The 26,530-nt window shown below is 69.8% G+C and carries 29 protein-coding genes and 1 tRNA gene; 18 read left to right on the top strand and 12 right to left on the bottom strand.

The window, feature by feature from the left end; translation table 11 throughout:
- Positions 1–568: 568 nt before the first annotated feature.
- The 9 genes from ACIHFE_RS14025 to ACIHFE_RS13985 all read left to right on the top strand — a co-directional run bounded on the left by ACIHFE_RS14025 (position 569) and on the right by ACIHFE_RS13985 (position 8,226).
- Entirely contained in the window at positions 569–2,674 is a 2,106-nt protein-coding gene (locus ACIHFE_RS14025) for a cell division protein FtsK (protein ID WP_400106992.1), read from the top strand.
- 414 nt (positions 2,675–3,088) lie between these two features.
- Positions 3,089–3,280: a hypothetical protein gene (locus tag ACIHFE_RS14020; protein ID WP_400106134.1), complete on the top strand. Its 192-nt coding sequence runs from the start codon at positions 3,089–3,091 to the stop codon at positions 3,278–3,280.
- 17 nt (positions 3,281–3,297) lie between these two features.
- Entirely contained in the window at positions 3,298–3,543 is a 246-nt protein-coding gene (locus ACIHFE_RS14015; protein WP_400106132.1) for a hypothetical protein, read from the top strand.
- Between the two features lie 93 nt (positions 3,544–3,636).
- Positions 3,637–4,281, top strand: a complete 645-nt coding sequence (locus ACIHFE_RS14010) for a hypothetical protein (protein ID WP_400106130.1) — start codon at positions 3,637–3,639, stop codon at positions 4,279–4,281.
- On the top strand, positions 4,281–4,637 hold the full coding sequence (locus tag ACIHFE_RS14005; RefSeq protein ID WP_400106128.1) for a hypothetical protein: 357 nt from the start codon (positions 4,281–4,283) through the stop codon (positions 4,635–4,637). The genes ACIHFE_RS14010 and ACIHFE_RS14005 overlap by 1 nt, the downstream gene beginning before the upstream one ends.
- A 158-nt stretch (positions 4,638–4,795) precedes the next feature.
- Positions 4,796–5,623: a hypothetical protein gene (locus tag ACIHFE_RS14000; RefSeq protein ID WP_400106126.1), complete on the top strand. Its 828-nt coding sequence runs from the start codon at positions 4,796–4,798 to the stop codon at positions 5,621–5,623.
- Positions 5,623–6,339 (top strand): hypothetical protein, encoded by a 717-nt coding sequence (locus tag ACIHFE_RS13995; RefSeq protein WP_400106125.1) that lies wholly within the window; start codon positions 5,623–5,625, stop codon positions 6,337–6,339. Before ACIHFE_RS14000 ends, ACIHFE_RS13995 begins: the two co-directional genes overlap by 1 nt.
- The gene (locus ACIHFE_RS13990; protein WP_400106123.1) at positions 6,336–6,683 is read left to right on the top strand and encodes a DNA-binding protein; all 348 of its coding nucleotides are present in this window, start codon (positions 6,336–6,338) and stop codon (positions 6,681–6,683) included. The genes ACIHFE_RS13995 and ACIHFE_RS13990 overlap by 4 nt, the downstream gene beginning before the upstream one ends.
- A 19-nt stretch (positions 6,684–6,702) precedes the next feature.
- Positions 6,703–8,226, top strand: coding sequence for a LacI family DNA-binding transcriptional regulator (locus ACIHFE_RS13985; RefSeq protein WP_400106121.1), 1,524 nt, complete (start codon positions 6,703–6,705; stop codon positions 8,224–8,226).
- 130 nt (positions 8,227–8,356) lie between these two features.
- On the opposite strand, the gene ACIHFE_RS13980 is transcribed toward ACIHFE_RS13985, so the two are convergent.
- From ACIHFE_RS13980 to ACIHFE_RS13970, 3 genes are all read right to left on the bottom strand, one after another.
- Positions 8,357–8,430 (bottom strand) — tRNA-Pro (locus tag ACIHFE_RS13980).
- A 46-nt stretch (positions 8,431–8,476) separates the two neighbouring features.
- Positions 8,477–9,229 (bottom strand): Pr6Pr family membrane protein, encoded by a 753-nt coding sequence (locus ACIHFE_RS13975; protein ID WP_400106119.1) that lies wholly within the window; start codon positions 9,227–9,229, stop codon positions 8,477–8,479.
- 38 nt (positions 9,230–9,267) lie between these two features.
- Entirely contained in the window at positions 9,268–10,194 is a 927-nt protein-coding gene (locus ACIHFE_RS13970) for a metallophosphoesterase (protein ID WP_400106117.1), read from the bottom strand.
- 130 nt (positions 10,195–10,324) lie between these two features.
- On the opposite strand from ACIHFE_RS13970, the gene ACIHFE_RS13965 reads away from it, so the two are divergent.
- Entirely contained in the window at positions 10,325–10,789 is a 465-nt protein-coding gene (locus tag ACIHFE_RS13965; protein ID WP_400106115.1) for a GatB/YqeY domain-containing protein, read from the top strand.
- Between the two features lie 85 nt (positions 10,790–10,874).
- Here the strand turns inward: ACIHFE_RS13965 and ACIHFE_RS13960 are convergent, their stop codons facing one another.
- A complete protein-coding gene (locus ACIHFE_RS13960) occupies positions 10,875–12,995 on the bottom strand; it encodes a transglycosylase domain-containing protein (RefSeq protein WP_400106113.1) in 2,121 nt (706 codons plus the stop codon).
- A 385-nt stretch (positions 12,996–13,380) separates the two neighbouring features.
- Between ACIHFE_RS13960 and ACIHFE_RS13955 the strand changes: the two genes are divergently transcribed.
- Positions 13,381–13,716: a WhiB family transcriptional regulator gene (locus ACIHFE_RS13955; RefSeq protein WP_400106111.1), complete on the top strand. Its 336-nt coding sequence runs from the start codon at positions 13,381–13,383 to the stop codon at positions 13,714–13,716.
- On the opposite strand, the gene ACIHFE_RS13950 is transcribed toward ACIHFE_RS13955, so the two are convergent.
- From ACIHFE_RS13950 to ACIHFE_RS13940, 3 genes are read right to left on the bottom strand one after another with little or no spacing between them, the layout of a single operon-like run.
- Complete coding sequence (locus ACIHFE_RS13950; protein WP_400106109.1) at positions 13,713–15,182, bottom strand: ArsA-related P-loop ATPase; 1,470 nt, start codon at positions 15,180–15,182, stop codon at positions 13,713–13,715. The genes ACIHFE_RS13955 and ACIHFE_RS13950 overlap by 4 nt on opposite strands.
- Positions 15,179–16,171 (bottom strand): ArsA family ATPase, encoded by a 993-nt coding sequence (locus tag ACIHFE_RS13945; RefSeq protein WP_400106108.1) that lies wholly within the window; start codon positions 16,169–16,171, stop codon positions 15,179–15,181. Before ACIHFE_RS13945 ends, ACIHFE_RS13950 begins: the two co-directional genes overlap by 4 nt.
- Positions 16,172–16,181: 10 nt before the next feature.
- On the bottom strand, positions 16,182–16,451 hold the full coding sequence (locus tag ACIHFE_RS13940; RefSeq protein ID WP_400106104.1) for a hypothetical protein: 270 nt from the start codon (positions 16,449–16,451) through the stop codon (positions 16,182–16,184).
- A 34-nt stretch (positions 16,452–16,485) separates the two neighbouring features.
- Here ACIHFE_RS13940 and ACIHFE_RS13935 point away from each other — a divergent pair, with 34 nt between their 5' ends.
- The 4 genes from ACIHFE_RS13935 to ACIHFE_RS13920 all read left to right on the top strand — a co-directional run bounded on the left by ACIHFE_RS13935 (position 16,486) and on the right by ACIHFE_RS13920 (position 19,001).
- The gene (locus ACIHFE_RS13935) at positions 16,486–16,644 is read left to right on the top strand and encodes a DUF4177 domain-containing protein (RefSeq protein ID WP_153068749.1); all 159 of its coding nucleotides are present in this window, start codon (positions 16,486–16,488) and stop codon (positions 16,642–16,644) included.
- Positions 16,641–17,105 carry a RidA family protein gene (locus ACIHFE_RS13930; RefSeq protein ID WP_400106103.1) on the top strand — a complete coding sequence of 155 codons (465 nt, stop codon included), beginning with the start codon at positions 16,641–16,643 and terminating at the stop codon, positions 17,103–17,105. Before ACIHFE_RS13935 ends, ACIHFE_RS13930 begins: the two co-directional genes overlap by 4 nt.
- Before the next feature lie 79 nt (positions 17,106–17,184).
- Positions 17,185–18,174, top strand: coding sequence for an NUDIX hydrolase (locus ACIHFE_RS13925; RefSeq protein ID WP_400106102.1), 990 nt, complete (start codon positions 17,185–17,187; stop codon positions 18,172–18,174).
- Positions 18,171–19,001: an MBL fold metallo-hydrolase gene (locus ACIHFE_RS13920; protein WP_400106101.1), complete on the top strand. Its 831-nt coding sequence runs from the start codon at positions 18,171–18,173 to the stop codon at positions 18,999–19,001. Before ACIHFE_RS13925 ends, ACIHFE_RS13920 begins: the two co-directional genes overlap by 4 nt.
- A 110-nt stretch (positions 19,002–19,111) precedes the next feature.
- Here ACIHFE_RS13920 and ACIHFE_RS13915 read toward each other — a convergent pair whose 3' ends face one another.
- Positions 19,112–19,786 (bottom strand): Crp/Fnr family transcriptional regulator, encoded by a 675-nt coding sequence (locus ACIHFE_RS13915; RefSeq protein ID WP_004939715.1) that lies wholly within the window; start codon positions 19,784–19,786, stop codon positions 19,112–19,114.
- A gap of 313 nt (positions 19,787–20,099) precedes the next feature.
- On the opposite strand from ACIHFE_RS13915, the gene nth reads away from it, so the two are divergent.
- The 3 genes from nth to ACIHFE_RS13900 all read left to right on the top strand — a co-directional run bounded on the left by nth (position 20,100) and on the right by ACIHFE_RS13900 (position 23,086).
- Positions 20,100–21,071: an endonuclease III gene (gene nth / locus ACIHFE_RS13910; RefSeq protein ID WP_400106100.1), complete on the top strand. Its 972-nt coding sequence runs from the start codon at positions 20,100–20,102 to the stop codon at positions 21,069–21,071.
- Between the two features lie 47 nt (positions 21,072–21,118).
- A complete protein-coding gene (locus ACIHFE_RS13905) occupies positions 21,119–21,802 on the top strand; it encodes an NUDIX hydrolase (protein ID WP_400106099.1) in 684 nt (227 codons plus the stop codon).
- A gap of 87 nt (positions 21,803–21,889) precedes the next feature.
- Complete coding sequence (locus ACIHFE_RS13900) at positions 21,890–23,086, top strand: MarP family serine protease (protein WP_400106098.1); 1,197 nt, start codon at positions 21,890–21,892, stop codon at positions 23,084–23,086.
- A gap of 37 nt (positions 23,087–23,123) precedes the next feature.
- On the opposite strand, the gene ACIHFE_RS13895 is transcribed toward ACIHFE_RS13900, so the two are convergent.
- The 4 genes from ACIHFE_RS13895 to nhaA form a co-directional block, all read right to left on the bottom strand.
- Positions 23,124–23,333, bottom strand: a complete 210-nt coding sequence (locus ACIHFE_RS13895; RefSeq protein ID WP_400106097.1) for a hypothetical protein — start codon at positions 23,331–23,333, stop codon at positions 23,124–23,126.
- A 143-nt stretch (positions 23,334–23,476) separates the two neighbouring features.
- The gene (locus ACIHFE_RS13890) at positions 23,477–24,475 is read right to left on the bottom strand and encodes an alpha/beta fold hydrolase (RefSeq protein WP_400106096.1); all 999 of its coding nucleotides are present in this window, start codon (positions 24,473–24,475) and stop codon (positions 23,477–23,479) included.
- Entirely contained in the window at positions 24,472–24,930 is a 459-nt protein-coding gene (locus tag ACIHFE_RS13885; protein WP_400106095.1) for a phage holin family protein, read from the bottom strand. Before ACIHFE_RS13885 ends, ACIHFE_RS13890 begins: the two co-directional genes overlap by 4 nt.
- Positions 24,931–25,008: 78 nt before the next feature.
- Positions 25,009–26,406, bottom strand: coding sequence for a Na+/H+ antiporter NhaA (gene nhaA, locus ACIHFE_RS13880; RefSeq protein ID WP_400106094.1), 1,398 nt, complete (start codon positions 26,404–26,406; stop codon positions 25,009–25,011).
- Positions 26,407–26,530 lie beyond the last annotated feature (124 nt).

The following is a 26,530-nucleotide window of genomic DNA, read 5'->3' as shown; positions in this document are numbered from 1 at the left end:
CGCTGACTTCCCAGGCGCGCGAGCAGATGCGCCATGCGACTACCAACATCCGTCAACGCGGCTATCCCAAGGTGCTCTTCGCCGATGTCCGCCCTGATCAGGGGGTGAACGAGGACCACCGTTCACCTGAACGTCCTGCAGTGAACGGCCAGTCGGCCAATGAAGCGGAGAAGCTGTCCGCCGCCGAGGCGCAGGCCGTCATTGAGAAGGGGTGGGCTGACGGGCTCACTGTCCGTGACACCGCACGGCGGGCAACGCGTGCTCCCAGCTATGTGCATGGGCTGTTCGTGAAGCTCGACAGGGACCGCGGTCCCCGGCCCACGCCCGGGCAGCTCACTTTGGTCAACGGCCATGGCGAGCCGGAGCCGGAAGCAGCCGGCTCGGGGAAGCCCTGATCGCTCGAAACCGTACTGCGTCCATCACACACCGGGCCCGGCCGCTGCTTTGGCGGGTAGGGCCGGGCCCGGCTCCCTCCAGTACTCGGAAGGAAGTGCCAGTGAACCACGAAGCCGGTGGCGGGCCCGCTGCCGACAGCAACGAGCCTGCTTCTGAGGGCTCGTGGATCGACATGGGCAAGCATCGTCATGGCGACGGCCCTTCACCTGAATCGGCTGCCGTCATCCAGCAAGGGGAGACAGATCCCGAGAAGGTCATCAACGTTGATCGCCCCGGTGGGCCGACCGGCCCCGGGCTGCTCGATCGAGTGCTGGGGGCAAAGAGGCGTCCGGTCATCCCGCCATGGGTCAAGTCATGGCGAGAGTTCAAGGCAACTGGCCGTGGTCTCGGCGCCTACGCCTGGCACATCGCCTCGTATCACGCGGTGCGCACCCCTTGGTACTGCCTCCGGCTTGGCCTGCAGGCTCCCCAGGGCGGGGCCCGGTTCGTCGACGGCAGTATGCGGTGGGTCAGGGATGCTGAGGGCGAGCCGTTCCGCAAGGAGACCGCGGATCGCGCGGACATCGATAGGTACCTCAAGCTTTCGCGCCAGCGGGACCGCCGGGTGAGGTGGCGGACGATCGTGGCCGCCGTTGCGGTCGTGACGGGCTTCACCACGGCGCTGGTGCTGTACGTCCTGGCTCCGACGTGGCTCCTGGCATTCTGCGGGGCCATGGTGACCATGGGTCTGGGCTGGCTGGGCCAGCCGGCCGACGCTCCGGTCATCCACAGGGCTGTTGAGATCCCCAAGGCCACCAAGCTCACCAGCGATATCGTGCTCCGCGCGTTGGGCTCCTTGGGTATTCAGGGGATCAACCAGGCGCAAGCCAAGGGTGGTGATGGCTTCGACTTCACCAGCCCCATCACCCGCGACGGTCCCGGTTGGCTCGCCGAGGGGGACCTGCCTTTCGGCGTCACGGTTACGGACATTCTCGACCGTCGCGACAGGCTGGCGTCCGGTCTTCGGCGGCCGCTTGGAACCGTCTGGCCCGAAGCGGTCCCCGACATGCACACCGCCCGGTTGAGGTTGTGGGTCGGGGATCGGGACATGTCCCAGAGCAAGCAGCCGGATTGGCCGCTCGCGAAGTGCGGAACGGTTGATCTCTTCAAGCCCGTTGCTTGGGGGACTGACCAGCGCGGGCGCTGGGTCGAGGTCACTCTCATGTACATCGCGGGTGTCATTGGCGCCATTCCCCGGATGGGCAAGACCTACCTGCTGAGGCTCCTGCTCCTGGTGGCCGCTCTCGACCCTCGCGCCGAGGTGCACAGCTACGACCTGAAGGGCACCGGCGATCTCGATCCCGTGGGAAATGCCGTCGGCTACCGACACCGAGCGGGCGACGAAGAAGAAGACATCGAATACGCCGTCGTCTCCATGCGGGAGTTGCTGCAGGAGCTGAGGCGTAGGACGAAGGTGATCCGCGAACTGCCGCGCGACATCTGTCCGGAGTCAAAGGTCACGACCGAGCTGGCGTCCAAGCGTTCCCTGCGGCTGCATCCGATTGTGATCGGGGTGGACGAGTGCCAGAAATGGTTTGAACACCCCAAGCACGGCAAGGAACTTGAGGCGATTTGCACGGACCTCGTAAAGCGCGGTCCCGCCACTGGAATTGTGCTGCTGTTGGCCACGCAGCGGCCGGACGATTCCAGCTTGCCCAAGGGCATCTCGGCCAACGCTTCGGCTCGTTGGTGCCTGAAGGTCATGAGTCATATCGAGAACAACCTCGTACTCGGCACCGGTGCCTTCAAGCGCGGTATCAGGGCGACGATGTTCGCTTGGGAGGACAAGGGCATCTGCTACTACATGGGCGAAGGAGCTGATGCTCGGATCGTCCGTGCGGTTGAGATCAACGCCGTTGATGCGGAAGTCATCGCCCTGCGGGCCCGGGCCGCGCGGAAGCGCCTCGGAATGCTGGCCGGCCATGCGCTGGGCGAGCAACCGGATGTTCAGACTGCCCCGTCCTACGACCTCCTGGCCGACCTGCTCGCCGTGGTCCCCGCCGGCACGGACAAGCTCTGGAGCGAGGCCATTGTGGCTCGACTCGCCGAGCTGCGACCCGAAGTCTACGGCGAGTGGACAGCCGAGCAGCTCGCCGTGGCGCTGAGGCCGTTCGGTATCCGCCCCGTCCAGATCTGGGGCACCACCGAGGACGGCAAGGGCGCCAACCGGCGCGGAATCAAGCGCGACGCAGTCCTCAAAGCAGTTGCGGATCGTGACGGCCAAGCCGACGCCGCATAGCCGATCGTGCCGCTAGACCTAGCGGGGCTCCCCGCTAGGTCTAGCACCCCTGCTAGCACCTCAATGCGCCTCTGACCTGCTATCTAGCCCCTAGCGGCCCCTCCCTCGGGAGGCCCTGATCCGCCCCTGAGAGGGGATCTCATGTCTTCCTTGCTCGCCGCTATACCCGGTCTCATGCTCATCGCTCTCGGTTACGTCGCTGTGTGTGCCGCGAGCCCGTTCGGCGCCTGCCGCAAGTGCAACGGCTGGGGCGCCAAGGTCCACCAGACCCGCACCGGGCGCCTCAAGCGCGGTCGCGTCTGTCGCCGTTGCGGTGGAAACGGCATGCGCCTCCGCCTCGGCCGTCGCTTCTACAACGCAGTCGCTCGCCTGCACCGCGAAGGTGCCAACTGACCCCGCGAAGGAGCCGTACCCATGTCGTTCTCCGTCTCCGCGCTCGTCCTCTTCGGCCTCCTCCTGGCCCTGCTTGTCCGCTCCGGGTCCGTCAAGGGCGGTGGCGCCCTCGTGGCCGTCCTCTTCGGCTACTACCTCAGCCGGACCGGCTTCTCCGCCCCCATCGATCAGTTCATGACGACTCTCAGCAAGGACATTCCCACCTTCAAGTGACCCGGAAGGCATAACCCATGTCCAAGCCCAAAGCGCCTGCCACACACCGCATTTCCCTCATGGCTTCCGGTGAACTCCGGGATGCCCTCACTGCCATCCAGGAAGGGAAAGGGCCGGACGCCATTGCCGCGCTCATGGCCATTGACTCCGCTTCCTGGCAGGCGATCGAAGAACGACTCGTTGCCTTGGTCGGAAGTGACCTCCGGACACTCCTTTTGAAGGTGGCCGGAGAAGCCGACGCCGTGGCGCCTGCGGTCGCCTGACGGCCCCCGGTGCGGCCCCAACTCGCCTTTGTGAGTGGGGCCGTGCCGAGGGCCGGACAGTCCGGTCCGTACTCCATCCATTGGAGGAGGCACATGCCTATCTCTCTGGCGTGGGACGACAGCCTTACGGCGAGCGTTGCCGACCTCGGTGCCGCAGCGCGGGAAACCCGGATGGCCAAGCGGGCGGCCCAGGCTGCCGAGTGGAATGCCCATCCGGGACGTCTGAATCGGTTGGACGGCTATCTCAGGTTCGCCGGTGAACACAAGGTCCGTCCGCATGACGTCGCCCTGTACAGCATCTGGGAGGTATGCCGGGACTACGAGGCCCGCACTGCGGCGCTCTACGAGAACACCGCCAGGGCCTACGCCTACGGCACCACTGCGGCCGTCCTGGCCGTGGCCGGAGGAGAACAGCCGGCACTCGTCGAACTGCCTTGGGATGGTGACGAATACGTCATCCCCGGTGGCAGTCTTCCTGATCTCCGGGAAGTCACGGCTGGATGGTCCGGAGCCGAGCACCTGACGGTTCTCCGCGGAGACGTGCTCATTCGCGAACATGCCGCCGCCCTCATCAGTGACAGGGCTGCGTGTGAGGCTCTCACTGTGGCCGATGCGGAAGCGCTGGCCGATCTCCGCAGCCTGGCCGCCGGACTGGCGGACAGTTCCTACTCCTACGGCGAACAGGTCGAATCCGCTCTCCACCACCTGCTCACCCAGTCAGGACAGGGGGAGCAGTGATGACCGAGCCGACGTTCGTTGACCCCGGGGCCGTCTACGACGGGGCGCCGTCCATCCTGCAGGAAGTTGGCTGGGTGCTACGGCACACCCGCCCCTCGGGCTCGCAGAATCGCGAGTTCTGGCTCCGCAAGGCGGCCGTCTTCGATCGCATTGCACTTCAGCAATCGGCCGTGGACGCCCCGGACTTGGCTCAGGATTCGGTCACGACGGCCGAGGGTGCTGCGCAACAGCTCGTCCAGTTCGACGCCGACCACGGCAGGTTGAGCCTCAAGGGGTCGGAGTTGATCGACGGCAATGACCACCGCGAGTACGTCCGCCATGAGTACCGCGCGTGGAGCCGCGTGCAGAGCCTCTGATTTCGCCCGGGGCAGCGGCCGACGGGTCAAGGACGCCCGCTGCCCCGGCTCTCCCATCCCATCCAGGAAACAGGAGGTGCTATCAGCATGCACCAAACCCACCCCCGCCCGCTGCCCCGGGCAGTGCTCGCGGCGATCGAGCAACGGACGTGTTGCCGATGAGCCTCGAAGTCATGGACTGGGTGTGGACCCAGTCCAACTCCAAAGGCACCTCGCGGCTGGTGCTGCTGGTGATCGCTGACAAGTGCCGTCCCGACGCGACGGCCTACGCCGGCACGGCCATGCTTGTGCAGCGCACGCGCGCATCCCGTACCGCGGTGAAAGACGCGGTAGACAGGCTGATCGCGTCCGGTGAACTCTCCGTTGTCGAGGGTGCGCGGGGCCCGCGCGGCGAGACCGTATACCGCCTCCCGCACGCCGTCGGCCACTCCCGGGCCACGTCCGATGAGTCCGGGTATGAGGGGGCCGGATCCCGGTCCGGTACGGATTCCGACCCGGGTCGGATTCCGACCCTGGGGGGTACGGATTCCGACCCGGTAGGGGGCCAGATTCCCGCCCCCGGGGGTACGGGTTCTGACCCCCAGAACGCAAGTAACCAGAGAGAACGCAAGGAACAGCAGCCGCGCGCGAATGCCCCGGCCGCCTCCGTGGTCGCCGAGGCTCTTCGCCCGCTTGCTGCCGCACTGGACGCCGCCGGCGTCGGCGTGCGCTGGAGCCTCGGACTCGGCGAACAGCGCGACGCCTGGCAACTCGTCCAGCGCCATGGTGTGCCCGCCCTCGTCCAGCTCGCCACCCACCGCACCGCTCCCGGTGACCCGCCCAAACCGGCGCGCTACTGGCTCAAAGTCTGGTCCGACCTCGATCGCACCACACCGGCCTGCGGCTCGAACGTCGTTCCCTTCCGCGCCGCCGCTCCCACGTCCCCGACCCACACCGACACCCTCGCCGCAGGGCTCGCTCTGCTGGAGCAGGAAGGACTTGCCTGATGGACCGCCAGCATGTCGCTGCCCTGCTCAACTACGCCGCGACGGTCGACAGTCGTGTCCGGCGCCTCATGGCCACCCAGGAGCAGGCCGCCGCGACCATCCGTTCGTGGGCCGAGGCCCTCGCCCACATCCCCGCCGTGGCCGAGGCCGTCGACTGGGACGCCTCGCGTGCCGCCCGCCGCTACTACGAGCAGGCGAACGGCGACCGCTCGGCGCAGTTCCGGCCGATCGAGCCGGCCGACCTGCTTGCCGCGTGGGCGCCGTTCCGCGCCGAGCTCATGAACCGCCACACCGACCCGTTGCCCGCCGTCGATCCCGACGACGTCACCGCGTGGCGCGCCGAGCTGCTCGGCACCCGGTACGCCGTGGCTCATGGTCAGCAACCCCCCAGCGAACACAAGGCGTTGACCAGCGATCCCCACCCCGACGTCGAGGCCCGGCTGAGCGAGATCGGATCTTGCATCCCTCCACATGTCCGCGGCGAACTCGCCAGCTACCGGCCTGGCCGCGTCGCTCGCGAGGCTGCCCTGGCAGCCGGCCAGCCCGACCCACTCAGTGTCCGGTGCGACTGGTGTCAGGCGCCCAAGGGCCAACCCTGCCGCAGCCGCCGCACTGGACCGGATGGTGTCGCCCGCAGCAACGCTCGTCGCATCACCCCGCACCCCTCCCGCGCCGACCTCGCCGCCGCGCAACACCGACAGGAGGCCGCCGTATGAGCCGTCACAGCATCACAGACGTCACCTTGCCGCGTCTCTACCGCCCCGTAGAGATCGCCGAAGCCCTTGGCTGCTCGGAGTGGTGGGTCAAGGAACAGGCCAGAAAGCGCCGAGTCCCCTTCACGCGGGTCGGTGGTGCCTACCGGTTCACGGCCGACCACTTCGCCGAGATCGTCCGCGTCTTCGAGGAGCGGCCGCAGCTGGCTGGCCAGGAGCTGGCACTCCCGCAGTCGACTGGTCGGCGCCCTGCCCGTCCTAACCCGGCTGCGGCTGCGACGGGCCGTTTGCGCGCCAAGCGTCCACCCCGGGCGACTCGGCATGAGCAGGTCTTGTCTGCGGCGTGATCTCGGAGGCGAATGAGCTGTGGGATACGGAGAAAAGCGCCTCGGGTATTACCGAGGCCGGTACTGGATCGGCCCGGGTGTGCTCCGCACGGTAGTTGATGCCAGCGGCAAGACCGTGCGCTTCGCTACGAAGCGCGAGGCCGCCAAGGCTGCGAACGACCGTGAGGCACAGGTCCGCCAGGGTGTGCCGGTTGAGACGCCCGCGAAGAAGCCTGCCAAGGCCCAGGTCACGTTCGGTGACTTCGTGAACCGGTGGTACGCGGGACAGGACCTCGCAGCTTCCACCATGCAGAACTACAAACGGCACATCGAGGAGCACTTGCTTCCCGAGTTCGAGCACCGAGTCATGGAGGAGATCGACCGGGCGGACATCGAGGCTTGGGTGAAGAAGGAGAGGACCCTCTACGCGGCTTCCAGCGTGAAGACGTGGCGCAGCACCATGCACCTCGTTTTCGCGGATGCCGTCGATGAGGGTGTCCTCAACAGCAATCCGGCGGCCAGGCGGCGGGGCCGGGGAAAGCGCGCTGGACGCTCTCGAAACCGTGGTCCTGAGAAGGCGATTACCGATCCGCTGGGCGTGCTGCTGGTCGCCGAGCGCGCGGCGTTGCTCTCCGGCCGTGACGACGAGTTCGTGGCGGTTGTCCACAAGGGCTACACGGGCAAACGGTGGGGCGAACTCGTCGGCCTGGAAACGCAGTTCTGCCGACCTACGTCCTTCAGGGTGGAGTGGCAGCTCTACGAGCTGGACACGGGCGAACTGCATCGCTGTCCGCCCAAGGACGACTCCTTCAGGACAGTTGACTCCCCGGCGTTCCTGTCGGCATTGGTCGCGGAGCACATCGCTCGGACCAAGCCCAAGCCCTGCCCGTGCCACGGACTCACGTACGTCTACCGCGGCTACGGGGCAGCGAACGGGACTGTTCGTCATCAGGGAGTGAAATTGGCCGACGTCGCTCGCCGCGCGGAAGTCTCCACCGGCACGGTGTCCAACGTCCTCAACCGTCCGGAAGCCGTGAGGGAAGAGACTCGGGTCAAGGTCGAGATCGCCATTGCGGAGCTCGGCTATGTCCGAGGCGGGGTATCGGGCGAAACCGCTGCCCACTGGCGCCGGTCCGGGTTCGCTACCTGGCTGTTCCAGCCGGCCACGACGGGCTGGTATCCGAAGAAGGCGCCACAGGACGCACACCCTGTGCCCTTGCTTGCCACCCCATGGCCCGGTATTCCAGCGCGGGGCCGCAACGCCTCAGAGCGGGCAGAGGCATGCTGGGTGCCGGTCGTTCGAGGGCTGACTCCCCACGGTCTTCGCCACTCTCACAAGGCGATGATGGAGGAGCTGGGGACACCGCCCAAGCTCATGGACGAACGGCTGGGGCACGAGGACGGTTCGGTGCAGGCCCGCTACTCGCATGTGACACGCGGCATGAGGGAGCGGCTGATGCGCGGTCTCACCGAGCTATGGGAGGCGTCCCTGGAAGCGCGGGCCGCAATGTGTCCCAGGTCACCGGTGGCGGTTCTGGATGCTCTGCTGAAGCCCTACCGGTGACAGCCGCCGGGAGCCGGATTCCTTGATCCACTCCCCGCTCACTCCCCGGAGGGGTTCCAGGCACTCACAAATACAGGTCAGGCCCGGCTCCTTTTTCAAGGAGACCGGGCCTGACCTGGTGTTACAGCTGTCGGGGTGGCGGGATTTGAACCCACGACCTCTTCGTCCCGAACGAAGCGCGCTGCCAAGCTGCGCTACACCCCGATGTGCCCCGTGCACCCGCTTTCGCAGGTTCCCGGCGCAACGAGCTCTACTTTAGCGGACCGGAGACCGTAGGCGAAATCCGGTTTCGGAGGCCGTCCGGGCGGGGGCGTATGCGGTCCAGCAGGAACAGGGCGAGGGCCAGGACATAGAAGGCCAGGCCGAAGACGACGGCGTTGCCCAGGACGCCGGCGTAGCCGTGGAGATCGACGTCCAGGAAGGGGTAGGGGTAGCGGCCGTCGGTGCCGGGGGCGAGGAGGGCGCCGCGGGTCAGGGCGAAGGGGAAGTAGAGGAGGGGGTAGACCAGCCACTGCCAGGCGTGGCGCAGCAGGAAGCCGGCGGGTGCGGTGAGCAGCAGCCAGTCGAGGGCGGCGGCGAGCGGGGTCACGGTGTGAAGGAGCTGGCTGGCGGCCGATTCCAGGGGGGTGCGCTCGCCGCTCATGGAGAAGCCGCTGGAGCTGTTCGACAGCACAAAGTGGAAGACCAGGCCGGTGATGCAGATATAGAGCAGCGCCCCGCCGGTGATCCGCGGGGAGAGGGCGGGGCGGGCGGTCCAGGCTCGGTGGGCGGACCAGGCGAAGACGGCCGCCACCATGATGTTGGACTGGATGGTGAAGTAGCTGAAGAGCCGGCCCAGGTCATGGGAGTCGGCGGTGTCCAGGACGATGCCGGTGAGCGCGGCCAGCGCGACCAGCGCGCGGAAAGCCGCCGCGAAGGGGCGGCGGCTTGTCGGGACGACCGCGGAGGCGGGCACGCCCGCCGCGCCGGGCCGGGTGGCGGTGGAGGAATTCGGGTCGAGCATCCCCCCACCGTACGGGCGGGGCGCGGAAAGCCGGCCGGTCAGTCGCGGGGGACCAGAGTCAGCAGGGTGGCCTCGGGGGGGCAGGCGAAGCGGACCGGGGTGTAGCGGTTGGTGCCGCAGCCTGCGGAGACATGGAGGTAGGACCGGTGGCCGCCCGCGAGGTGGGTGGACAGGCCCTTCACCCGGCGGGTGTCGATGTCGCAGTTGGTGACCAGGGCCCCGTAGAAGGGGATGCAGAGCTGGCCGCCGTGGGTGTGGCCGGCCAGGATCAGCGGGTAGCGGTCGGCGGTGAAGGCATCCAGGACCCGCAGGTAGGGGGCGTGGACCACGGCCATCGAGAAGTCGGCGTCCGGCGCCGGGCCGCCGGCCACCTCGGCGTACCGGTCCCGCTTGATGTGCGGGTCGTCCAGGCCGGTGAAGGCGATCTCCCGGCCGTCGATCTTCAGCGCGCCCCGGGTGTTGGTGAGGTTGAGCCAGCCCGCCTTGTCGAAGCCGTCGCGCAGATCCTCCCAGGGGTTGCGGACCACGCCGGTCACCGGTGCGTTGCCGTTGAGGCCATGGCGGCCGGTGGCCTTCTCCAGCAGATAGCGGCCGGGGTTGCGCAGCTTGGGCGCGTAGTAGTCGTTGGAGCCGAAGACATAGGCGCCGGGGAACTCCATCAGCGGGCCCAGCGCGTCCAGCGTCTCCGGGATGCCCTCCGGGTCGGAGAGGTTGTCACCGGTGTTGATCACCAGGTCGGGGCGGAGGCCGGCCAGCGAGCGCAGCCAGCGCTGCTTCTTGCGCTGTCCGCCGACCATATGGATGTCGGAGACCTGGAGCACCCGCAGGGGCCGCATGCCGGCCGGCAGGACGGGGACGGTGACCCGGCGCAGCCGGAAGGAGCGGACCTCGTAACCGGCGGCATAGGCGATGCCGGCTGCGGTGACCGCCGTGATGGACAGGGGAATCCCATAACGCGCGCGCATACCGCCATGGTCGCAGACCAGCGCGGGGCGGCCTCAACGGGCCGGGTGCCGGGCGGGAGTTGTGGCCGCGCGGGGCATGCGGGGTGGTTAATGCGGGGCGGGAATCGAGGCGGGATGCGAAGATTGCGGCATGACCACGCTCAAGGCAAAGCTCCATGACGACCTCACCGCCGCCATCAAGGCGCGCGACGAGCTGCGCTCCGCCACGCTCCGGCTCACTCTCTCCGCCATCGCCTACGAGGAGACCGCGGGCAAGACCGCCCGTGAGCTCTCCGACGACGAGGTGCTGAAGGTGATCACCCGCGAGGCGAAGAAGCGCCGGGAGGCCGCGGATGCCTTTGAGAAGGGCGGCCGGGCCGAGTCCGCGGAGCGGGAGCGTGCCGAGGGCCAGGTGCTGGCGGACTACCTGCCCCAGCAGCTGACCGATGAGGAGCTGGCCGCGGTGGTCGCGGAGGCGGTCGCCGAGGCCAGGGCCGGCGGTGCCGAGGGGCCGAAGGCCATGGGCGCCGTGATGAAGGTCGTGAACCCCAAGGTGGCTGGCCGGGCCGAGGGCGGCAAGGTCGCCGCCGAGGTCAAGCGGCAGCTGGCGGGTTAGCCGTATCAGGGCATTCGGCCTGCCAGGCATGACAAAGGGGCCGCCCGGTGATGGGTGGCCCCTTTGTCATGCCGTGAGCAGGCCGTCAGTGCTTGGGGCGGTGGTGGCCCTTGGCCGGGCCGCCAGGGCTCTGGTTGCCAGGGCTCGGGTTGCCGGTGTCGATGCCGGGGACGGTGTCGAAGCCGTAGGCGGGCTTGCCGTCCAGGGCTCCGTTCATGGCGTCGCGCCAGATCGGGCCCGGGGTGTCACCGCCGTAGACCTTGTCGTGGTAGACGCCGCCGATGGTGATGTCCTGCATGGAGACGTTCTCCGTGGCGCCGCCGACCCAGACCGCACCCGCCAGGGTGGGGGTGTAGCCGACGAACCAGGCGGCGTAGCGGCTGTCGGTGGTGCCGGTCTTGCCCGCGCTGTCCCGGCCGTCCAGTCCGGCCTGCTTGCCGGTACCGTCCTCCACCACGCCCCTGAGCAGGGTGTTGATGGTGTTGGCGGTGTCCTCGGACATCGCCCGGGAGCACTGTGACTTGGGTACGCCGATGTGCTTGCCGTTGGGGCCGGTGGCGGAGGTGACGACCACCGGGGTGCAGTAGACGCCATGGTTGGCGAAGGCGGCATAGGCGGCGGCCATGCTCAGCGGGGACATGTTCTGGGTGCCGAGGGCGATCGACGGCACCTGCTCGACGTCCTTGCCGTCGGCCCGCTTGAGGCCCAGCTTGTCCGCCATCTTGGCCACCGGGCAGAGGCCGATGTCACCGATCAGCTGGACGAAGTAGGTGTTGACCGACTTCGCGGTGGCCTCCGCCATCCGGTACGGGCCGGACTCGCTGGTGTTCTCGTTGGTCAGCGACTCCCCGTAGTTCTTCCAGGGCTTGCCGCAGGTCTCCACCTCGTCCGGGTAGGGCATGCCGTACGGCGAGGAGTAGGACTGGTCGGCCGACTTGCCCTCCTCCAGCGCTGCCGCCGCGATGATCGGCTTGAAGGTGGAGCCGGGCTGGAAGCCCTTGGAGCTGCCCTGGGCGAAGTTGGCGGAGAGGTTGATCTGCGTCTGGTTCTGGCCGAAGCCATAGGGCTTGGACTGCCCCATGCCCAGCACCTTTCCGGTGCCGGGCTCCACCATGCTGATCGCGGTGGCCACCTTGTCGCTCTGGTAGACGTGGTCGCTGATGGACTTCTGGACGGACTTCTGGGTCTGCGGGTCCAGGGTGGTGCGGATGGTCATCCCGCCCTCGTTCCACCGCTTGGCCCGGGCCTCCTTGGTCTTGCCGAAGGCCGGGTCGGTCAGGAAGACCTGGCGGACGTAGTCGCAGAAGAAGCCGGCGCCGTCCACCGCGGTGATGCAACCGCTCCTGGGGCGGCTGACGTTGAGCTTGATCGGCTTGGCCTGCTCGGCCTTGGCCTCGGCGGGGGTGATGTTCTTCAGCTCGGCCATCCGCTGCAGCACAATGTTGCGGCGCTTGGTGGCCTCCTTGGGGAAGTTCACCGGGTCGAAGCGGGTGGGCGACTGGACTATGCCGGCCAGCAGGGCGGCCTCGCCCAGGCCGAGGTCCTTGGCGTGCTTGCTGAAGTAGCGCTGGGAGGCGGCCTCCACGCCATAGGCCTGCTCGCCGAAGAAGGTGATGTTGAGGTAGTTGGCCAGGATGCGGTCCTTGCCCAGCTCCTTCTCCACCTTGATCGCGTACTTCAGTTCCTTGATCTTGCGACCCATGGTCTGCTGGGTGGCGACGGCGACCTTCTCCGGGTCGTCGCCCGCCTCCTCGATGAAGACGTTCTTCACATACTGCTGGGTGAGGGTGGAGGCACCCTCGGAGACGCCGCCCGACTGGGCGTTGCGGTTGAGCGCGCGCAGCACGCCCTTGAGGTCGACCGCCCCGTGCTCGTAGAACCGGGCGTCCTCGATGGAGACGAGCGCCTTCTGCATAAAGGGGGAGATCTGGCTGAGCGGCACCACCGTGCGGTCCCGCGAGTAGACGGTGGCTATCTGACCGCCCTGGTTGTCCAGGATCACCGTGCGCTGGCTGAGCGGCGGTGTCTTCATATTGGCCGGGAGGTCGTCGAACTCCTCCACCGTGCCCTTGGCCGCCAGGCCGAAAGCGCCGACGCCCGGGAGGGCCAGACCTGCCAGCACCACTCCCGAGAGCACGCTGACGCCGAGGAACTTGGCGGCTTGCCGACCCCTGGAGGAGCCCCCGCCCGAGCGCTTCATAGCCATGAAGGAAAGCCTACGTTCTCATTCTGCGGACAGACGCCCGTGTGTTCGCCTACGCTGTTTTACGCCCGTCACTGCGGTATCGCGCAGTCTCATCCTCGCCCTCACTCTTGTGGGTGATGAGGTGTGTCCACATTGCCGCTTGTGTCAGTGGCTGCCTGATGCGATAGGGGTGAACTGCCCTTATTTGCAGGGGTAAGTCGCTGATGTCGCCAGCTCACTCCGTTGGGTGATCTGCCGCGTACGCATAGTCCGTTCGGGCCATTCAAGATTGGGCCCGAAGGGGGTGTTGCCCCCTGTCTGCCTTCCGTAACGTCCTCAACTGGCAACGGTGAATATGCCGCTGCCGCCGTGGGGGAGCCTCGATTCGGGAGAGGACGGCGCCAGCATGGGCTGGGTAACCGACTGGAGTGCGCAGGCCGCCTGCCGCACAACCGATCCGGATGAACTATTCGTTCAGGGCGCAGCGCAGAACAGGGCCAAGGCGGTCTGCACCGGCTGTCCGGTGCGCACCGAGTGCCTGGCCGACGCGCTGGACAACCGCGTCGAGTTCGGCGTGTGGGGCGGGATGACCGAGCGCGAGCGGCGGGCCCTGCTGCGGCGCCGGCCGACGGTCACCTCCTGGCGACGGCTGCTGGAGACCGCGCGTACGGAGTACGAGCGCGGCGCCGGGCTGCTGCCGCTGGACGAGGACGAGTACGACACCTACGCGGCGGTGGGCTAGCCCCTCCGGTCCGCGGCAGCGGTCCGGGCCGGGGGAACGCAACTCGCCCGCTCCGCCGACTGGTTGGCGAGGTCCTCGCCGATGGCGCGCAGCCCCGCCAGATCATGCACATCGCCGGGCAGCGCGGCCACCTGGGCCACCGGCACTTCGGGGTGCAGCGCGGTGAAGCGGTCGCGGGTGCGCCGCTCACGCGCCAGCACCCGCATGCGCTCGGCGTGCAGCCGCAGCAGCCCCGCGGCCAGCCGCTCGGTGGAGACGGTGGGGTCCGCTACGAGCGGAGGCCGGGGTGTGGTGGAACCCGGTGCCGTGGAACCTGCCTGTTCCGTCGTGGCTGCCGAGGCCGTGACTCCTGAGGACGTGGGCTGGGGGAAGCCGTTCTCGGGAGGGGATGTGTCGGCGGGAGTGACGGTGCCAGGGTCATCAGCGGTACGTGACCCAGCCTGCCCGCTGCCACGATCGACAATGCCGACGCCGTCAAGATTTTCTGCGTAATACGCCGGAGCCTCCGGCGCGGCACCATCCGATTCCCCGGCCAGAGCCTCCGCCGCGGCCAGCGCGCGCTCCGCGCTCAGCCCGGCGGCCCCGCTGCCGTGCACCCGGTTGAGCACCAGCCCGGCCAGCGGCATCCGCTCGGCGGCCAGTCGTTCCACGAAGTACGCGGCCTCCCGCAGCGCGTCCCGCTCCGGCGCGGCCACCACCAGGAAGGCCGTGCCCGGCGCCTGCAGCAGCCGGTAGGTGGCATCGGCCCGGGTACGGAAGCCGCCGAACATGGTGTCCATCGCGGCCACGAAGGTCTGTACGTCACGCAGGAGTTGGGTGCCCATCAGTTTGTTGAGGGGTCCGCTCATCACCGACATGCCGACGCCCAGGAACTTCATCCCGGCCCGGCCGCCGATCTTCGCCGGGGCCATCAGCACCTTGATCAGCTTGCCGTCCAGGAAGGATCCCAGCCGCCCGGGGGCGTCCAGGAAGTCCAGCGCGGAGCGGCTGGGCGGGGTGTCCACCACGATCAGGTCCCACTCGTCGCGGGAGCGGAGCTGGCCCAGTTTCTCCATGGCCATGTACTCCTGGGTGCCCGCGAAACCGGCGGAGAGCGACTGGTAGAAGGGGTTCTCCAGGATCGCCCGGGCCCGTTCCGGGTCGGCGTGCGCCTCGACGATCTCGTCGAAGGTGCGCTTCATGTCCAGCATCATGGCGTGCAGTTCGCCACCGGCCGCACCGTCGACGCCGGGCACCCGGCGCGGGGTGTTGTCGAGTTCGCCGATGCCCATCGACTGGGCCAGCCGGCGGGCCGGGTCGATGGTGAGCACCACCACGCGCCGGCCGCGCTCCGCCGCCCGCAGGCCCAGTGCCGCCGCGGTGGTGGTCTTGCCGACGCCGCCCGAACCGCAGCACACCACGATCCGGGTCCGCGGGTCGTCCAGAACGGGGTCGATGTCCAGTGGGGCCGCCGGGTCCAGACTCACTCAGACCACCCTTGCCTTCGCAGTTCCCGTGCCATTCGGTAGAGCCCCGCCAAGTCCACGCCCTCACCCAGGAGTTGGAGTTCGCTGGTGGGCAGGCCCGGCTCGGCGAGCGCGGAGCGGCCCCGGCGTTCCAGGCCGAGGCGTCCGGTGTGCTCGCGGGCCTCGTCCAGCAGCGGGCCGACCAGTTGCGCGGTCGAACCGGCGCGCCGCACACCGGAGGGCGCCGTGCGCTCCAGCGCGTGCGCCAGGGTCTCGGCGACGGCCTCGCGCCGCTCGCCGGCCGCCGCCTCCACCGCGGCGGCGTCCAGGACGGCGGGTCGCACCATATTGATGACCACACCGCCCACCGGCAGCCCGGCCGCGCGCAGCTCGGCGATGCCGTCCAGGGTCTCCTGGACCGGCATCTCCTCCAGCAGGGTCACCAAGTGCACTGCCGTCTGGGGGGACTTGAGCACCTGCATCACGGCCTGGGCCTGGTGGTGCACCGGGCCGATCCGGGCCAGCCCGGCCACCTCGTCGTTGACGTTGAGGAAACGGGTGATGCGGCCGGTGGGCGGGGCGTCCATCACCACATGGTCGTAGACGAAGCGGCCGCCGCGGTCCTTGCGGCGCACCGCCTCGCAGGTCTTGCCGGTGAGCAGCACATCGCGCAGGCCCGGGGCGATGGTGGTGGCGAAGTCGATGGCGCCCAGCTTCTTCAGCGCCCGGCCGGCGGTGCCCAGCTTGTAGAACATCTGGAGGTAGTCCAGCAGGGCGCGTTCGGCGTCGATGGCCAGCGCGAACACCTCGCCGCCGCCCGGGGCCACGGCGATCTTCCGCTCCTCGTAGGGCAGCGGTTCGGTTTCGAAGAGCTGGGCGATGCCCTGTCTGCCCTCGACCTCGACCAGCAGCGTCCGCTTCCCCTCGGCCGCGAGAGCGAGCGCGAGGGCCGCGGCGACCGTGGTCTTGCCGGTACCGCCCTTGCCGCTGACGACATGGAGCCTGCTCATGGTGCGGAGCCTAATTCGTGGGCGCGGGGCACGGGGCGGCGGGTGGTGCCGGGGGGCGCTCGACCGTCCCGTGCGCCGGGTCTGCCCGCTCGGCGGGGAGCGGGCCGTGGGTCAACAGCGGGCCGGCGAGGACCAGTTCCCGTCCGGGGTGGCGGGGGCGGCCGTGTCCGGCGGCCGGGTGTGGCCGGTCCGCGTCCCGGGTGAGGGGCTCCCGGTCCCGCCAGGGCCCCTCGGGGAGCCGGATGGCGTCGTACGAGCGGCCGCCGCGCGGTCCAGGCACGGGGCTGTCGGTGGGAGGCATTACAGTCGGGCCCATGACCAAGTGGGAATACTCCACCGTGCCGCTTCTGGTACACGCGACCAAGCAGATTCTGGACACCTGGGGCGAGGACGGCTGGGAGCTCGTCCAGGTGGTGCCCGGGCCCAACCCCGAGCAGCTGGTCGCGTACCTCAAGAGGGAGAAGACGGGATGAGCGCCGTCGAGGCCAGGATCGCCGAACTCGGCCTGAAACTGCCGGGTGTGGTGCCGCCGCTGGCCGCCTACCAGCCGGCCGTGCGCAGCGGTGCCTATGTCTTTACCTCGGGCCAACTGCCCATGGTGGAAGGGGCCGTTCCGGCCACCGGCAAGGTCGGCGCCGAGGTGAGCGCCGAGCAGGCCAAGGAGCTGGCCGGCATCTGCGCGCTCAATGCGCTGGCCGCCGTGAAGTCGGTGATCGGCGACCTGGACAAGATCGTCCGGGTGGTGAAGGTGGTCGGCTTCGTGGCCTCCGCGCCGGACTTCACCGGACAGCCGGGCGTGATCAACGGCACCAGTGAGCTGCTGGGCGAGATCCTCGGCGACAAGGGCGTGCACGCCCGCTCCGCGGTGGGTGTGGCGGTGCTGCCGCTGGACGCGCCGGTCGAGGTCGAGATCCAGGTCGAGGTCGCGGACTGACCGCTGACGCGGCTCGTCAGGGGTCCGGGGCGCCGGAAGTGCTCTCGAACAATCGCGCGTGAGCGCATAGCATCCGGCCATGTCGACGACCAACGGCCAGTGGTATCCACCGGAGTGGCCGGACCGGATCAGGGCCCTGACGCGCGGGGAGCTCACCCCGGTGGCGCCCCGTCGCGCCGCGACCGTGCTGCTGCTGCGCCCGGGCGCCGCCGGCCTTGCCGTGCACATGCTGCGCAGACGCGCCTCCATGGCCTTCGCCGGAGGCGCGTACGCATATCCGGGCGGCTCGGTGGACCCCCGGGACGAGCACGATGTGCCCTGGGCGGGCCCATCCGCCCAGGAGTGGGCGGACCGGCTGGGCACCGGCCCGGCCGAGGCGCGGGCCATCGTCTGCGCCGCCGTCCGGGAGACCTTCGAGGAGACCGGCGTGCTGCTGGCGGGCCCGTCCCCGGACTCCGTGGTGGCCGACACCACCGGCCCGGTGTGGGCGGCCGACCGGGCCGCGCTGGTCGGCCATGAGCTGGCCTTCGCCGACTTCCTGCGCCGCCGCCGGCTGGTGCTGCGCAGCGACCTGCTGGGTGCCTGGGCACGCTGGATCACCCCCGAGTTCGAACCGCGCCGCTATGACACCTGGTTCTTTGTGGCCGCCCTGCCGGAGGGCCAGCGCGCCCAGGAGGGCTCCACGGAGGCGGACCGCTCGGTGTGGCTGGACCCGGCCGAGGCGGTGGCCGGATACCAGCGCGGCGAGCTGCTGATGATGCCGCCCACCCTGGCCACGCTGCGTTCGCTGTGCCCGCACCGGACGGTGCCCGAGGTGCTGGCCGCGGCGGTGGAGCAGGATCTGGCCCCGGTGCTGGCCCGGCCGCGACTGGTGGGGGACGAGATTGTGCTGAGCTGGCCGGGGCACGAGGAGTTCACCAAGCATGTGTCCTCGGGCGCGGGTGGTGGGACCACTGAATCCGCCAGTCCCGCCAGTCCCGCCAGTCCCGCCAGCCCCGCCGGTCCCGCCGGAACCGCAGAAACCCCGGGAGCCTCAGAAGCTTCAGAAGCCTCAGGAGCTGACGCATGACCCACCCAGCCGAGCTGCCCGGCCGCCCGCGCGAGGGCGCGGTCGGCGGCGTCGCCACCGCCCGCGCGACCTGTGTGCTGGCGCCCAATCCATCCGCGATGACGCTGGACGGCACCAACACCTGGCTGCTGGCGGAGCCGGACTCCGAAGCGGCCGTGGTGGTGGACCCGGGGCCGCTGGACGAGGGCCATCTGCGGTCCGTGATCGCCACCGCCGAGGCCGCCGGCAAGCGGATCGCCCTCACCCTGCTCACCCATGGCCACCCCGATCACTCGGCGGGCGCGGCCCGCTTCGCCGAGCTGACCGGGACCGAGGTACGGGCCGTCGACCCGGCCCTGCGCACCGGCGACCGTGGTCTGGCGGCGGGCGAGGTGATCACCGTGGGCGGACTGGAGCTGCGGGTGCTCCGCACGCCCGGGCACACCGCCGACTCGGTCTGCTTCCACCTGCCCGCCGACCGGGCGGTGCTCACCGGTGACACGGTGCTGGGCCGGGGCACCACGGTGGTGGCCCATCCGGACGGGCGGCTGGGCGACTACCTGGACTCCCTGCGGCGACTGCGCTCGCTCACGGTGGACGCCGGGGTGGAGACGGTGCTCCCGGCGCATGGGCCGGTGCTGCGGGACGCGCGGGGGGCCGTGGAGTTCTACCTGGCGCACCGGGCCAGCCGGCTGGCCCAGGTGGAGACGGCGGTCGAGCAGGGCCACCGGTCCCCGGCCGAGGTGGTCGCCCGTGTCTACGCGGATGTGGACCGCTCGCTGTGGCCGGCGGCCGAGCTGTCGGTACGGGCACAGCTGGACTACCTGGCCGAGCACGGGCTGATCTGAGGGGCCTCGCCAAGGGCACGCCAGGGCCCGCGAACGGTCCGCGAACGTCCGCCACGGCCGAAGGCCCCCGCGTCGCGGGGGCCTTCGAGGTGCCTGGGGCGGGCCGGGCGTCAGCGCGAGCGCTTGGCGAGCCGCTCGACGTCCAGCAGGATCACGGCGCGAGCCTCCAGCCGGAGCCAGCCGCGGCCGGCGAAGTCCGCCAGGGCCTTGTTGACGGTCTCCCGGGAGGCGCCGACCAGCTGGGCGAGCTCCTCCTGGGTGAGGTCGTGCACCACATGGATGCCCTCTTCGGACTGCACGCCGAAGCGGCGGGACAGGTCCAGCAGGGCCTTGGCGACCCGGCCCGGGACATCCGAGAAGACCAGGTCCGACATCGAGTCGTTGGTGCGGCGCAGCCGCCGGGCGACGGCGCGCAGCAGCGCGGTGGCCACCTCGGGGCGGGCGTTGAGCCAGGGCTGGAGGTCGCCGTGGCCCAGACCGAGCAGCTTGACCTCGGTGAGGGCGGTGGCGGTGGCGGTGCGCGGTCCCGGGTCGAACAGGGACAGCTCACCGATCAGCTCGCCGGGGCCCAGCACGGCGAGCATGTTCTCGCGGCCGTCGGGCGAGGTGCGGTGCAGCTTGACCTTGCCCTCGGTCACCACGTAGAGCCGGTCGCCCGGGTCGCCTTCGTGGAACAGGGCGTCGCCCCTCGCGAGCGTGACCTCGCCCATGGAGGCGCGCAGCTCAGCGGCCTGCTCGTCATCGAGCGCCGCGAACAGCGGGGCGCGCCGCAGAACGTCGTCCACGAGTTCTCTCCTTGTCGACATGCACAGGGGACCGTGGTCCCCATGATGCCCGTCGGTAAAACTGTGTGATCAAACACAAGTGTGGCGCATCGTCGCCCGGAGCCCTACGGCAGGGGTCCGATTGGGCTGCGGTTTTCCTGCGCTCGGGGCGGATGTCAGTGCTGGGCTTTAGTCTGGCCGAGTGTCCAATAGGCCGGTGAGAGCACGGGGCAAGGGGGCCGGGAGGGTGACCACGAACCGGGATTCCGCTGTGGGCGAACGCGACGCGGTGAAGCGGGCGAATGCGGCGAATGGTGATGCTTCGCCGAGCGGTGTGCTCTCCAGAGAGGACGCCGGGGCGGTGCCGCAGAAGGTCCGTAAGACCACGGCCGGCACGGCGGCCGCCGCCAAGGGGACGAGCGCCGCCAAGCGGACCAGCACGGCCAAGAAGGCCGCCGCGACGAAGGCCACTGCGACGAAGACCACCGCCAAGAAGGCCGTTGCCAAGAAGGCCGGGGCCGCCAAGGCGGCCGCCGCTCCCGCGGAGTCCCGTACCGCCTTGGTGCGCCGGGCCCGGCGGATCAACCGGGAGCTGGCCGAGACATATCCCTATGCCCACCCGGAGCTCGACTTCGAGAACCCCTTCCAACTGCTGGTCGCCACCGTGCTGTCCGCGCAGACCACGGACCTGCGGGTGAACCAGACGACCCCGGCGCTGTTCGCCGCGTACCCCACGCCGGAGGACATGGCCGCGGCCGACCCCGAGACGCTGGAGCAGCTGATCCGGCCGACCGGATTCTTCCGGGCCAAGGCCAGATCGCTGATCGGGCTGTCCGTCGCGCTGCGCGACCGCTTCGACGGCGAGGTGCCTGGCCGCATAGCGGACCTGGTCAGCCTTCCGGGTGTGGGCCGCAAGACCGCCAATGTGGTGCTCGGCAACGCCTTCGGCGTCCCCGGCCTGACCGTGGACACCCACTTCCAGCGCCTGGTCCGCCGCTGGAAGTGGACCGAGGAGAAGGATCCGGACCGGATCGAGGCCGCGGTCGGCGCGCTCTTCCCCAAGAGCGAGTGGACCATGCTCTCGCACCGGATCATCTTCCACGGCCGCCGCATCTGCCACTCCCGCAAACCGGCCTGTGGCGCCTGCCCGATCGCTCCGCTGTGCCCGTCCTACGGCGAGGGCGAGACGGACCCGGAGAAGGCCAAGAAGCTGCTGAAGTACGAGAAGGGCGGCCTGCCGGGCCAGCGCCTGAAGCCGCCGGCGGACTATCCGGGCCGTCCGGCCGGTCCGCTGGAGGCCGGGTGACCGAGCCGGCGCCGCCCGAGGACAACCGGGGAAGTCGAGGAAGAGGGATGACGAGTACCTACGGCCGCGAGATCTCGGTGACCACCGAAGGACTGCCCGGCTGGCTTCAACCGGTGGCCCGGGGCCTTGAGGTCGTCAGACCCGAGCAGCTGAGCCGCTTTCTGCCACCGGAGACCGGCGGCCGCCAGTCCGCCGTGCTGGTGCTCTTCGGCGAAGGGGACCGGGGCCCCGAACTGCTGCTCATGGAGCGGGCCGGGACGCTGCGCTCGCACGCCGGACAGGCGTCCTTCCCGGGCGGCGCGCTCGACCCCGAGGACGGTGATCCGGCCGACGGCGGCCTGGTGCGGGCCGCGCTGCGCGAGGCCGAGGAGGAGACCGGGCTGGATCCGTCCGGGGTCCAGGTCTTCGGGGTGCTGCCACAGCTCTACATCCCGGTGAGCGGTTTCGTGGTCACGCCGGTGCTCGGCTGGTGGCACAGCCCCAGCGAGGTGCGCCCGGTGGACCCGGCTGAGACGGCCCGGGTGTTCATGGCACCCATCGCCGAGCTGGCCGACCCGGCGCACCGCGCCATGGCCGTCCACCCGAGCGGACACCGCGGTCCGGCCTTCACCCTGGGCACTGGCCTGATCTGGGGTTTCACCGCCGGAGTGATCGACCGCATCCTGCACCACGCCGGCTGGGAGCGGCCCTGGGACACCCAGCGGCAGCTCTCGCTGGAGCCGCACGTCTGACGGGCACCGGTCCGTCGCAGGACGGACACCGGTCCGCCCCAGGCCCGCGCCACCCCCGCCGACGACCGCAATGCGAGGCAACCCCCGGTGAACGTGCTGGACATCCTGCTGTTGACCGCCGCCGTGTGGTTCGCGGTCATCGGCTATCGCCAGGGCTTTGTGGTCGGGGTGCTCTCGGTCACCGGCTTCCTCGGCGGCGGGCTGGCCGCGGTCTACGCACTGCCCGCCCTCTGGTACCGCACCACGGACGCCGCGCCGGGCACCCTGGCCGCGATCAGCGCCGTGGTGATCGTCATCGTCTGCGCCTCGGTGGGCCAGGCCGCCACCACCCACCTGGGCAACAAGCTGCGCCGCCACATCACCTGGTCCCCGGCCCGCGCGCTGGACGCCACCGGCGGCGCCCTGGTCAACGTGGGGGCCATGCTGCTGGTCGCCTGGCTGATCGGCTCCGCCCTGGCCGGCACCTCGCTGCCCACCCTCGGCAAACAGGTACGCGGCTCCAAGGTGCTGCTGGGCGTCGCCCGGGTGGTTCCGGCGCAAGCCGACACCTGGTTCGCCGACTTCAGCACCGCCCTGGCGCAGAACGGACTCCCGCAGGTCTTCGCGCCCTTCTCCAATGAGCCCATCACCTCGGTGCCCGCCCCCGACCCCGCGCTGGCGGGCAGCCGGGTGGCCGCGGTGGCGGAGCGCAGCATCGTCAAGGTGGTGGGCAACGCCGCCGGCTGCGGCAAGGTGCTGGAGGGCAGCGGCTTTGTCTTCGGACCGCACCGGGTGATGACCAACGCCCATGTGGTCGGCGGAGTCTCGGAGCCGACCGTGCAGGTCGGCGGCCGGGGGCGGGTGTACGACGCCAAGGTGGTCCGCTACGACTGGAAGCGGGACATCGCCGTGCTGGATGTGCCCGCGCTCAGGGCTCCCGCCCTGGCCTTCGCCGGGAAGGAGGCGGGCAGCGGCGACAACGCCATCGTCGCCGGCTTCCCGGAGAACGGCGCCTATGACGTGCGCGCGGCCCGCATCCGCAGCCGGGTCCAGGCCAACGGCCCGGACATCTACCACCGCGGCATCGTCCGGCGGGACGTCTACTCGCTGTACGCGACCGTCCGCCAGGGCAATTCCGGCGGCCCGCTGCTCTCCCCGGACGGCCAGGTCTATGGAGTGGTCTTCGCCAAATCCCTGGACGACGCCGACACCGGCTACGCCCTCACCGCCCAGGAGGTCCGCCAGGACGCCGAGGACGGCCCCATGGACACCGAGCGGGTGATGACCCAGGGCTGCGCACTCTGACCCGGACGAACCGGGTGGGCGGCGGCAGGGCCGGCGTTCAGCGGCTGCGCGGGTGGCGCAGCCGCGCCGATACCCAGCGGGCACGGCGCCGGATGATGCGGGGGATGCCGATCTGTGGATCGGCCGCCGCCGTCGACCGGAAGGCGTTGCTTCCGGCCCTTGCGGGTACTTCGGCCACAGCCATCGCGGCGTCGTCCTCGGCGCCGCGGTGCTGAGCCAGGTCGCGATGGTCGTGCGTCCAGCCCATACCGAGGTCTGTGCCCGGGGGCCAAGGTCGGTAATCGCCCAGGGGGTGGGCAATTGGCTTATGCACCGGGCAATTGGCCGTTTGGCGGACGAACCGACGGACGAACCGACGGACAGAGCGGCCGGTGAACCGCCGACGGGCCGCTACCGGTCCGGTTCCGGGTCCTTCAGCCAGCTGATCAGCTCGTTGGAGAACGCCACCGGGTCCTCCTCATGCGGAAAGTGCCCCAGTCCGTCGAAGAGCCGCCAGCGGTAGGGTGCCTCCACATATTCGCCGGAGCCCGCCGCGCTGCGCGTCCGTATCACCGGATCGAGCGAACCGTGCAGGTGCAGGGTGGGCACCCGCACCGGACGCTTCATCCGGCGGTTGAACTGGATGCCGTCCGGCCGGGCCATGGACCGCACCATCCACCGGTAGGGCTCGATCGAACAGTGCGCGGTGGACGGGATGGACATCGCCACCCGGTAGGTCTCCACCGCCTCGTCGTCGGGCAGCCGGGGGCCGGACCAGTCCCGCAGCAGCCTTCCGACCAGTGCCGCGTCATCGGCGACCAGCTTGCGCTCGGGCAGCCATGGCCGCTGGAAGCCCCAGACGTACGAGGCCGCCGTGGACTGGTGCGGATCGGTGAGCATCGCCGACCGCCAGCGGCGCGGATGCGGCATCGAGGACACCGCCAGCCGGCGCACCAGCTTGGGCCGCATCACCGCGGCCGTCCAGGCCAGATAGCCGCCCAGGTCATGGCCGACCAGCGCCGCGTCCGGCTCGCCCAGCGAGCGGACCACTCCGGTGATGTCCAGGGCGAGGTTGGCCGGATCATAGCCCCGGGGCGTACGGTCGCTGCCGCCCACCCCGCGCAGATCCATGGCCACCGCCCGGAACCCCGCGTCCGCCAGAGCGGGCAGCTGGTGGCGCCAGGTCCACCAGAACTGCGGAAAGCCGTGCAACAGCAGCACCAGCGGCCCCTCGCCCATCTCGGCGATATGGAACCGGGCTCCGTTCGCCGCGACCTCCCGGTGGGTCCAGGACCCCTCGGGCCGTACCACCGTGGCCGGCGACGCGCTGGCCCCCGGTGCCACGGCCGCCGTGGCGGACCGGACCGGGTCGGGGGACGCGGGCGCTGCGGAAGTATCGGGCACCGTCATACGGACGAGCGTGTCACAGATGCGTCCGTCTGGCTCGCCTCCGCCGAAGGACGGGGGTGGGGCTTGACCGTGCCCAGCACCGAGGCCGTCTCCCGGGCCGAGGCGATGCTCTTCTCAGGCTTGCTGATCTTCTTGAACTTGCGCACGGCCAGCCAGACCAGCAGCGCCGCGATCGCCAGGAACGCACCACCGGTGATCAGGAAGGACCAGGCCAGGCCCAGGCCGAGGTTGTGGATGCCGTAGGCCGCCGCAAAGCTCAGCACCGGCAGCGAGAAGAGGGCCAGCGTGCCGGCCGCGGCGATGGCGCCACCGCCCACGCCGATCCGGCGGGCATCTTCCCGCAGTTCGGCCTTGGCCAGCGCGATCTCGTCGTGCACCAGTGCGGACATCTCGGTGGTGGCCTTAGCCACCAGCTGGCCGAGGCTGCGTTCGGTGCCGTCGTCGGCTGCGCTCATCGGCTGCTCCCTCTTTGTCATCTGCTTCCTCATCTGCGGGCCCGCGGCCCGGGACTGGGCCCGTGGCCGACCCTCAGATCATGCCGGACCATCGTCGCCGGTGGTGCGGCCGGAGGCGACTTCCGCCAGTCGCCGGTGCTCGGCCGCCTTCGCCTCCAGGATCGCGGCCATCCGCAGGTGGTACTCCGGATCGCTCTGCGCATAGACGTCCGGGATACCGTCCTGGTCGTCGTCCCGGTCCTCGTCCGCACAGAGCTTCTTGTACTTGTTGTCCCGCAGCTTGAGCAGGATGGCCGCGCAGACCGCGGCGATCAGCGAGCCCACCAGCACCGCGGCCTTGATTTCGTCACCGAGCAAGGGGTTGTCGCCGAAGGCGAGTTCACCGATCAGCAGGGACACGGTGAACCCGATGCCGGACAGCGAGGCGACCGCGAACACATCCGGCCACTTGAGGTCCGGATTTAGCTCGGCCCTGGTGAAGCGGGCCGCCAGCCAGGTCCCGCCGAACACCCCGATCGTCTTGCCCAGCACCAGGCCGAGCACCACGCCCAGCGTCTCCGGCTTGCGGAAGATGTCGGAGAGCGCCCCTCCCGAGATGGTGACGCCCGCGGAGAACAGGGCGAACAGCGGCACCGCCAGGCCCGCGGACAGCGGGCGCACCAGGTGCTCGATGTGCTCGCCGGGGGATCGCCGTTCGTCGGTGCGCCGGACACAGCGCAGCATCAGACCCATAGCCACACCCGCGATGGTGGAGTGGACGCCGCTGTTGTACATCAGCGCCCAGATCACCACGGCCAGCGGTACGTAGACGTACCAGCCGCGCACCCCCTTGCGCAGCAGCAGCCAGAAAACGCCCAAGCCCAGTACGGCGAAACCCAGCGCGGCGAAGTTGAGTCCGGAGGTGAAGAAGATGGCGATGATCAGGATCGCGAAGAGGTCGTCCACCACCGCGAGCGTCAGCAGGAAGGCCCGTAGCGCCGAGGGCAGGGCGGTGCCGATGACCGCCAGCACGGCCAGGGCGAAGGCGATGTCGGTAGCAGTGGGTACGGCCCAGCCGCGCAGTGAGCCGCCGCCGGAGGAGACGACGGAGAAGTAGACCAGGGCGGGAGTAGCCATGCCGCAGACCGCGGCGACCACCGGCAGGATGGCCGCTTTGGGGTCGCGCAGTTCGCCCGCTACCAGCTCGCGCTTGAGCTCGATGCCGGCGACGAAGAAGAAGACCGCCAGCAGCCCCTCGGCCGCCCAGTGCTGCACCGACAGGTGCAGGCCCAGCGAGCCGGGGCCCAGGTGGAAATCGCGGATCCGGGTGTAGCTGTCGCGCAGCGGGGTGTTCGCCCAGATCAGCGCCGCCACCGCGGCCGCCAGGAGGAGGACGCCGCCGACCGTCTCGGTGCGCAGGGCATTGGTGATAAAGGTGCGTTCGGGCAGCGGCAACCGGCCGAGGAAAACGGAACGGCGGTTCTTGTGCGCGGCCACGGTGAGGGACCTCCTGAAGTCGACTGGAACACGTGGGCACACGTGTGTGAATTGCCGACCAGACTTCCCGGCGCGCCTCTGATTTTTGTCGAGATTCCTACGCTTTGGGTATGTACTTTAGCCC

The organism is Streptomyces sp. NPDC052396 (assembly GCF_044593195.1).
GTDB lineage: Bacteria > Actinomycetota > Actinomycetes > Streptomycetales > Streptomycetaceae > Streptomyces.
Note: the sequence above shows the minus strand (reverse complement) of the source record. Positions and strands in the feature narration are given on the sequence as shown.

What these genes read in the sequence shown, in the direction of transcription:
- ACIHFE_RS13895 (WP_400106097.1), bottom strand. Translation starts at nt 23,333, where the DNA reads ATGGGCTGGACGCACGACCATCGCGACCTGGCTCAGCACCGCGGCGCC.
- ACIHFE_RS14025 (WP_400106992.1), top strand. Translation starts at nt 569, where the DNA reads ATGGGCAAGCATCGTCATGGCGACGGCCCTTCACCTGAATCGGCTGCC.
- ACIHFE_RS14015 (WP_400106132.1), top strand. Translation starts at nt 3,298, where the DNA reads ATGTCCAAGCCCAAAGCGCCTGCCACACACCGCATTTCCCTCATGGCT.
- ACIHFE_RS14010 (WP_400106130.1), top strand. Translation starts at nt 3,637, where the DNA reads ATGCCTATCTCTCTGGCGTGGGACGACAGCCTTACGGCGAGCGTTGCC.
- ACIHFE_RS13945 (WP_400106108.1), bottom strand. Translation starts at nt 16,171, where the DNA reads ATGAGCAGGCTCCATGTCGTCAGCGGCAAGGGCGGTACCGGCAAGACC.
- ACIHFE_RS14000 (WP_400106126.1), top strand. Translation starts at nt 4,796, where the DNA reads ATGAGCCTCGAAGTCATGGACTGGGTGTGGACCCAGTCCAACTCCAAA.
- ACIHFE_RS14020 (WP_400106134.1), top strand. Translation starts at nt 3,089, where the DNA reads ATGTCGTTCTCCGTCTCCGCGCTCGTCCTCTTCGGCCTCCTCCTGGCC.
- ACIHFE_RS13920 (WP_400106101.1), top strand. Translation starts at nt 18,171, where the DNA reads ATGACCCACCCAGCCGAGCTGCCCGGCCGCCCGCGCGAGGGCGCGGTC.
- ACIHFE_RS13965 (WP_400106115.1), top strand. Translation starts at nt 10,325, where the DNA reads ATGACCACGCTCAAGGCAAAGCTCCATGACGACCTCACCGCCGCCATC.
- ACIHFE_RS13930 (WP_400106103.1), top strand. Translation starts at nt 16,641, where the DNA reads ATGAGCGCCGTCGAGGCCAGGATCGCCGAACTCGGCCTGAAACTGCCG.
- ACIHFE_RS13990 (WP_400106123.1), top strand. Translation starts at nt 6,336, where the DNA reads ATGAGCCGTCACAGCATCACAGACGTCACCTTGCCGCGTCTCTACCGC.
- ACIHFE_RS14005 (WP_400106128.1), top strand. Translation starts at nt 4,281, where the DNA reads ATGACCGAGCCGACGTTCGTTGACCCCGGGGCCGTCTACGACGGGGCG.
- ACIHFE_RS13995 (WP_400106125.1), top strand. Translation starts at nt 5,623, where the DNA reads ATGGACCGCCAGCATGTCGCTGCCCTGCTCAACTACGCCGCGACGGTC.
- ACIHFE_RS13960 (WP_400106113.1), bottom strand. Translation starts at nt 12,995, where the DNA reads ATGGCTATGAAGCGCTCGGGCGGGGGCTCCTCCAGGGGTCGGCAAGCC.
- ACIHFE_RS13885 (WP_400106095.1), bottom strand. Translation starts at nt 24,930, where the DNA reads ATGAGCGCAGCCGACGACGGCACCGAACGCAGCCTCGGCCAGCTGGTG.
- ACIHFE_RS13935 (WP_153068749.1), top strand. Translation starts at nt 16,486, where the DNA reads ATGACCAAGTGGGAATACTCCACCGTGCCGCTTCTGGTACACGCGACC.
- ACIHFE_RS13925 (WP_400106102.1), top strand. Translation starts at nt 17,185, where the DNA reads ATGTCGACGACCAACGGCCAGTGGTATCCACCGGAGTGGCCGGACCGG.
- ACIHFE_RS13905 (WP_400106099.1), top strand. Translation starts at nt 21,119, where the DNA reads ATGACGAGTACCTACGGCCGCGAGATCTCGGTGACCACCGAAGGACTG.
- ACIHFE_RS13975 (WP_400106119.1), bottom strand. Translation starts at nt 9,229, where the DNA reads ATGCTCGACCCGAATTCCTCCACCGCCACCCGGCCCGGCGCGGCGGGC.
- ACIHFE_RS13955 (WP_400106111.1), top strand. Translation starts at nt 13,381, where the DNA reads ATGGGCTGGGTAACCGACTGGAGTGCGCAGGCCGCCTGCCGCACAACC.
- ACIHFE_RS13970 (WP_400106117.1), bottom strand. Translation starts at nt 10,194, where the DNA reads ATGCGCGCGCGTTATGGGATTCCCCTGTCCATCACGGCGGTCACCGCA.
- ACIHFE_RS13890 (WP_400106096.1), bottom strand. Translation starts at nt 24,475, where the DNA reads ATGACGGTGCCCGATACTTCCGCAGCGCCCGCGTCCCCCGACCCGGTC.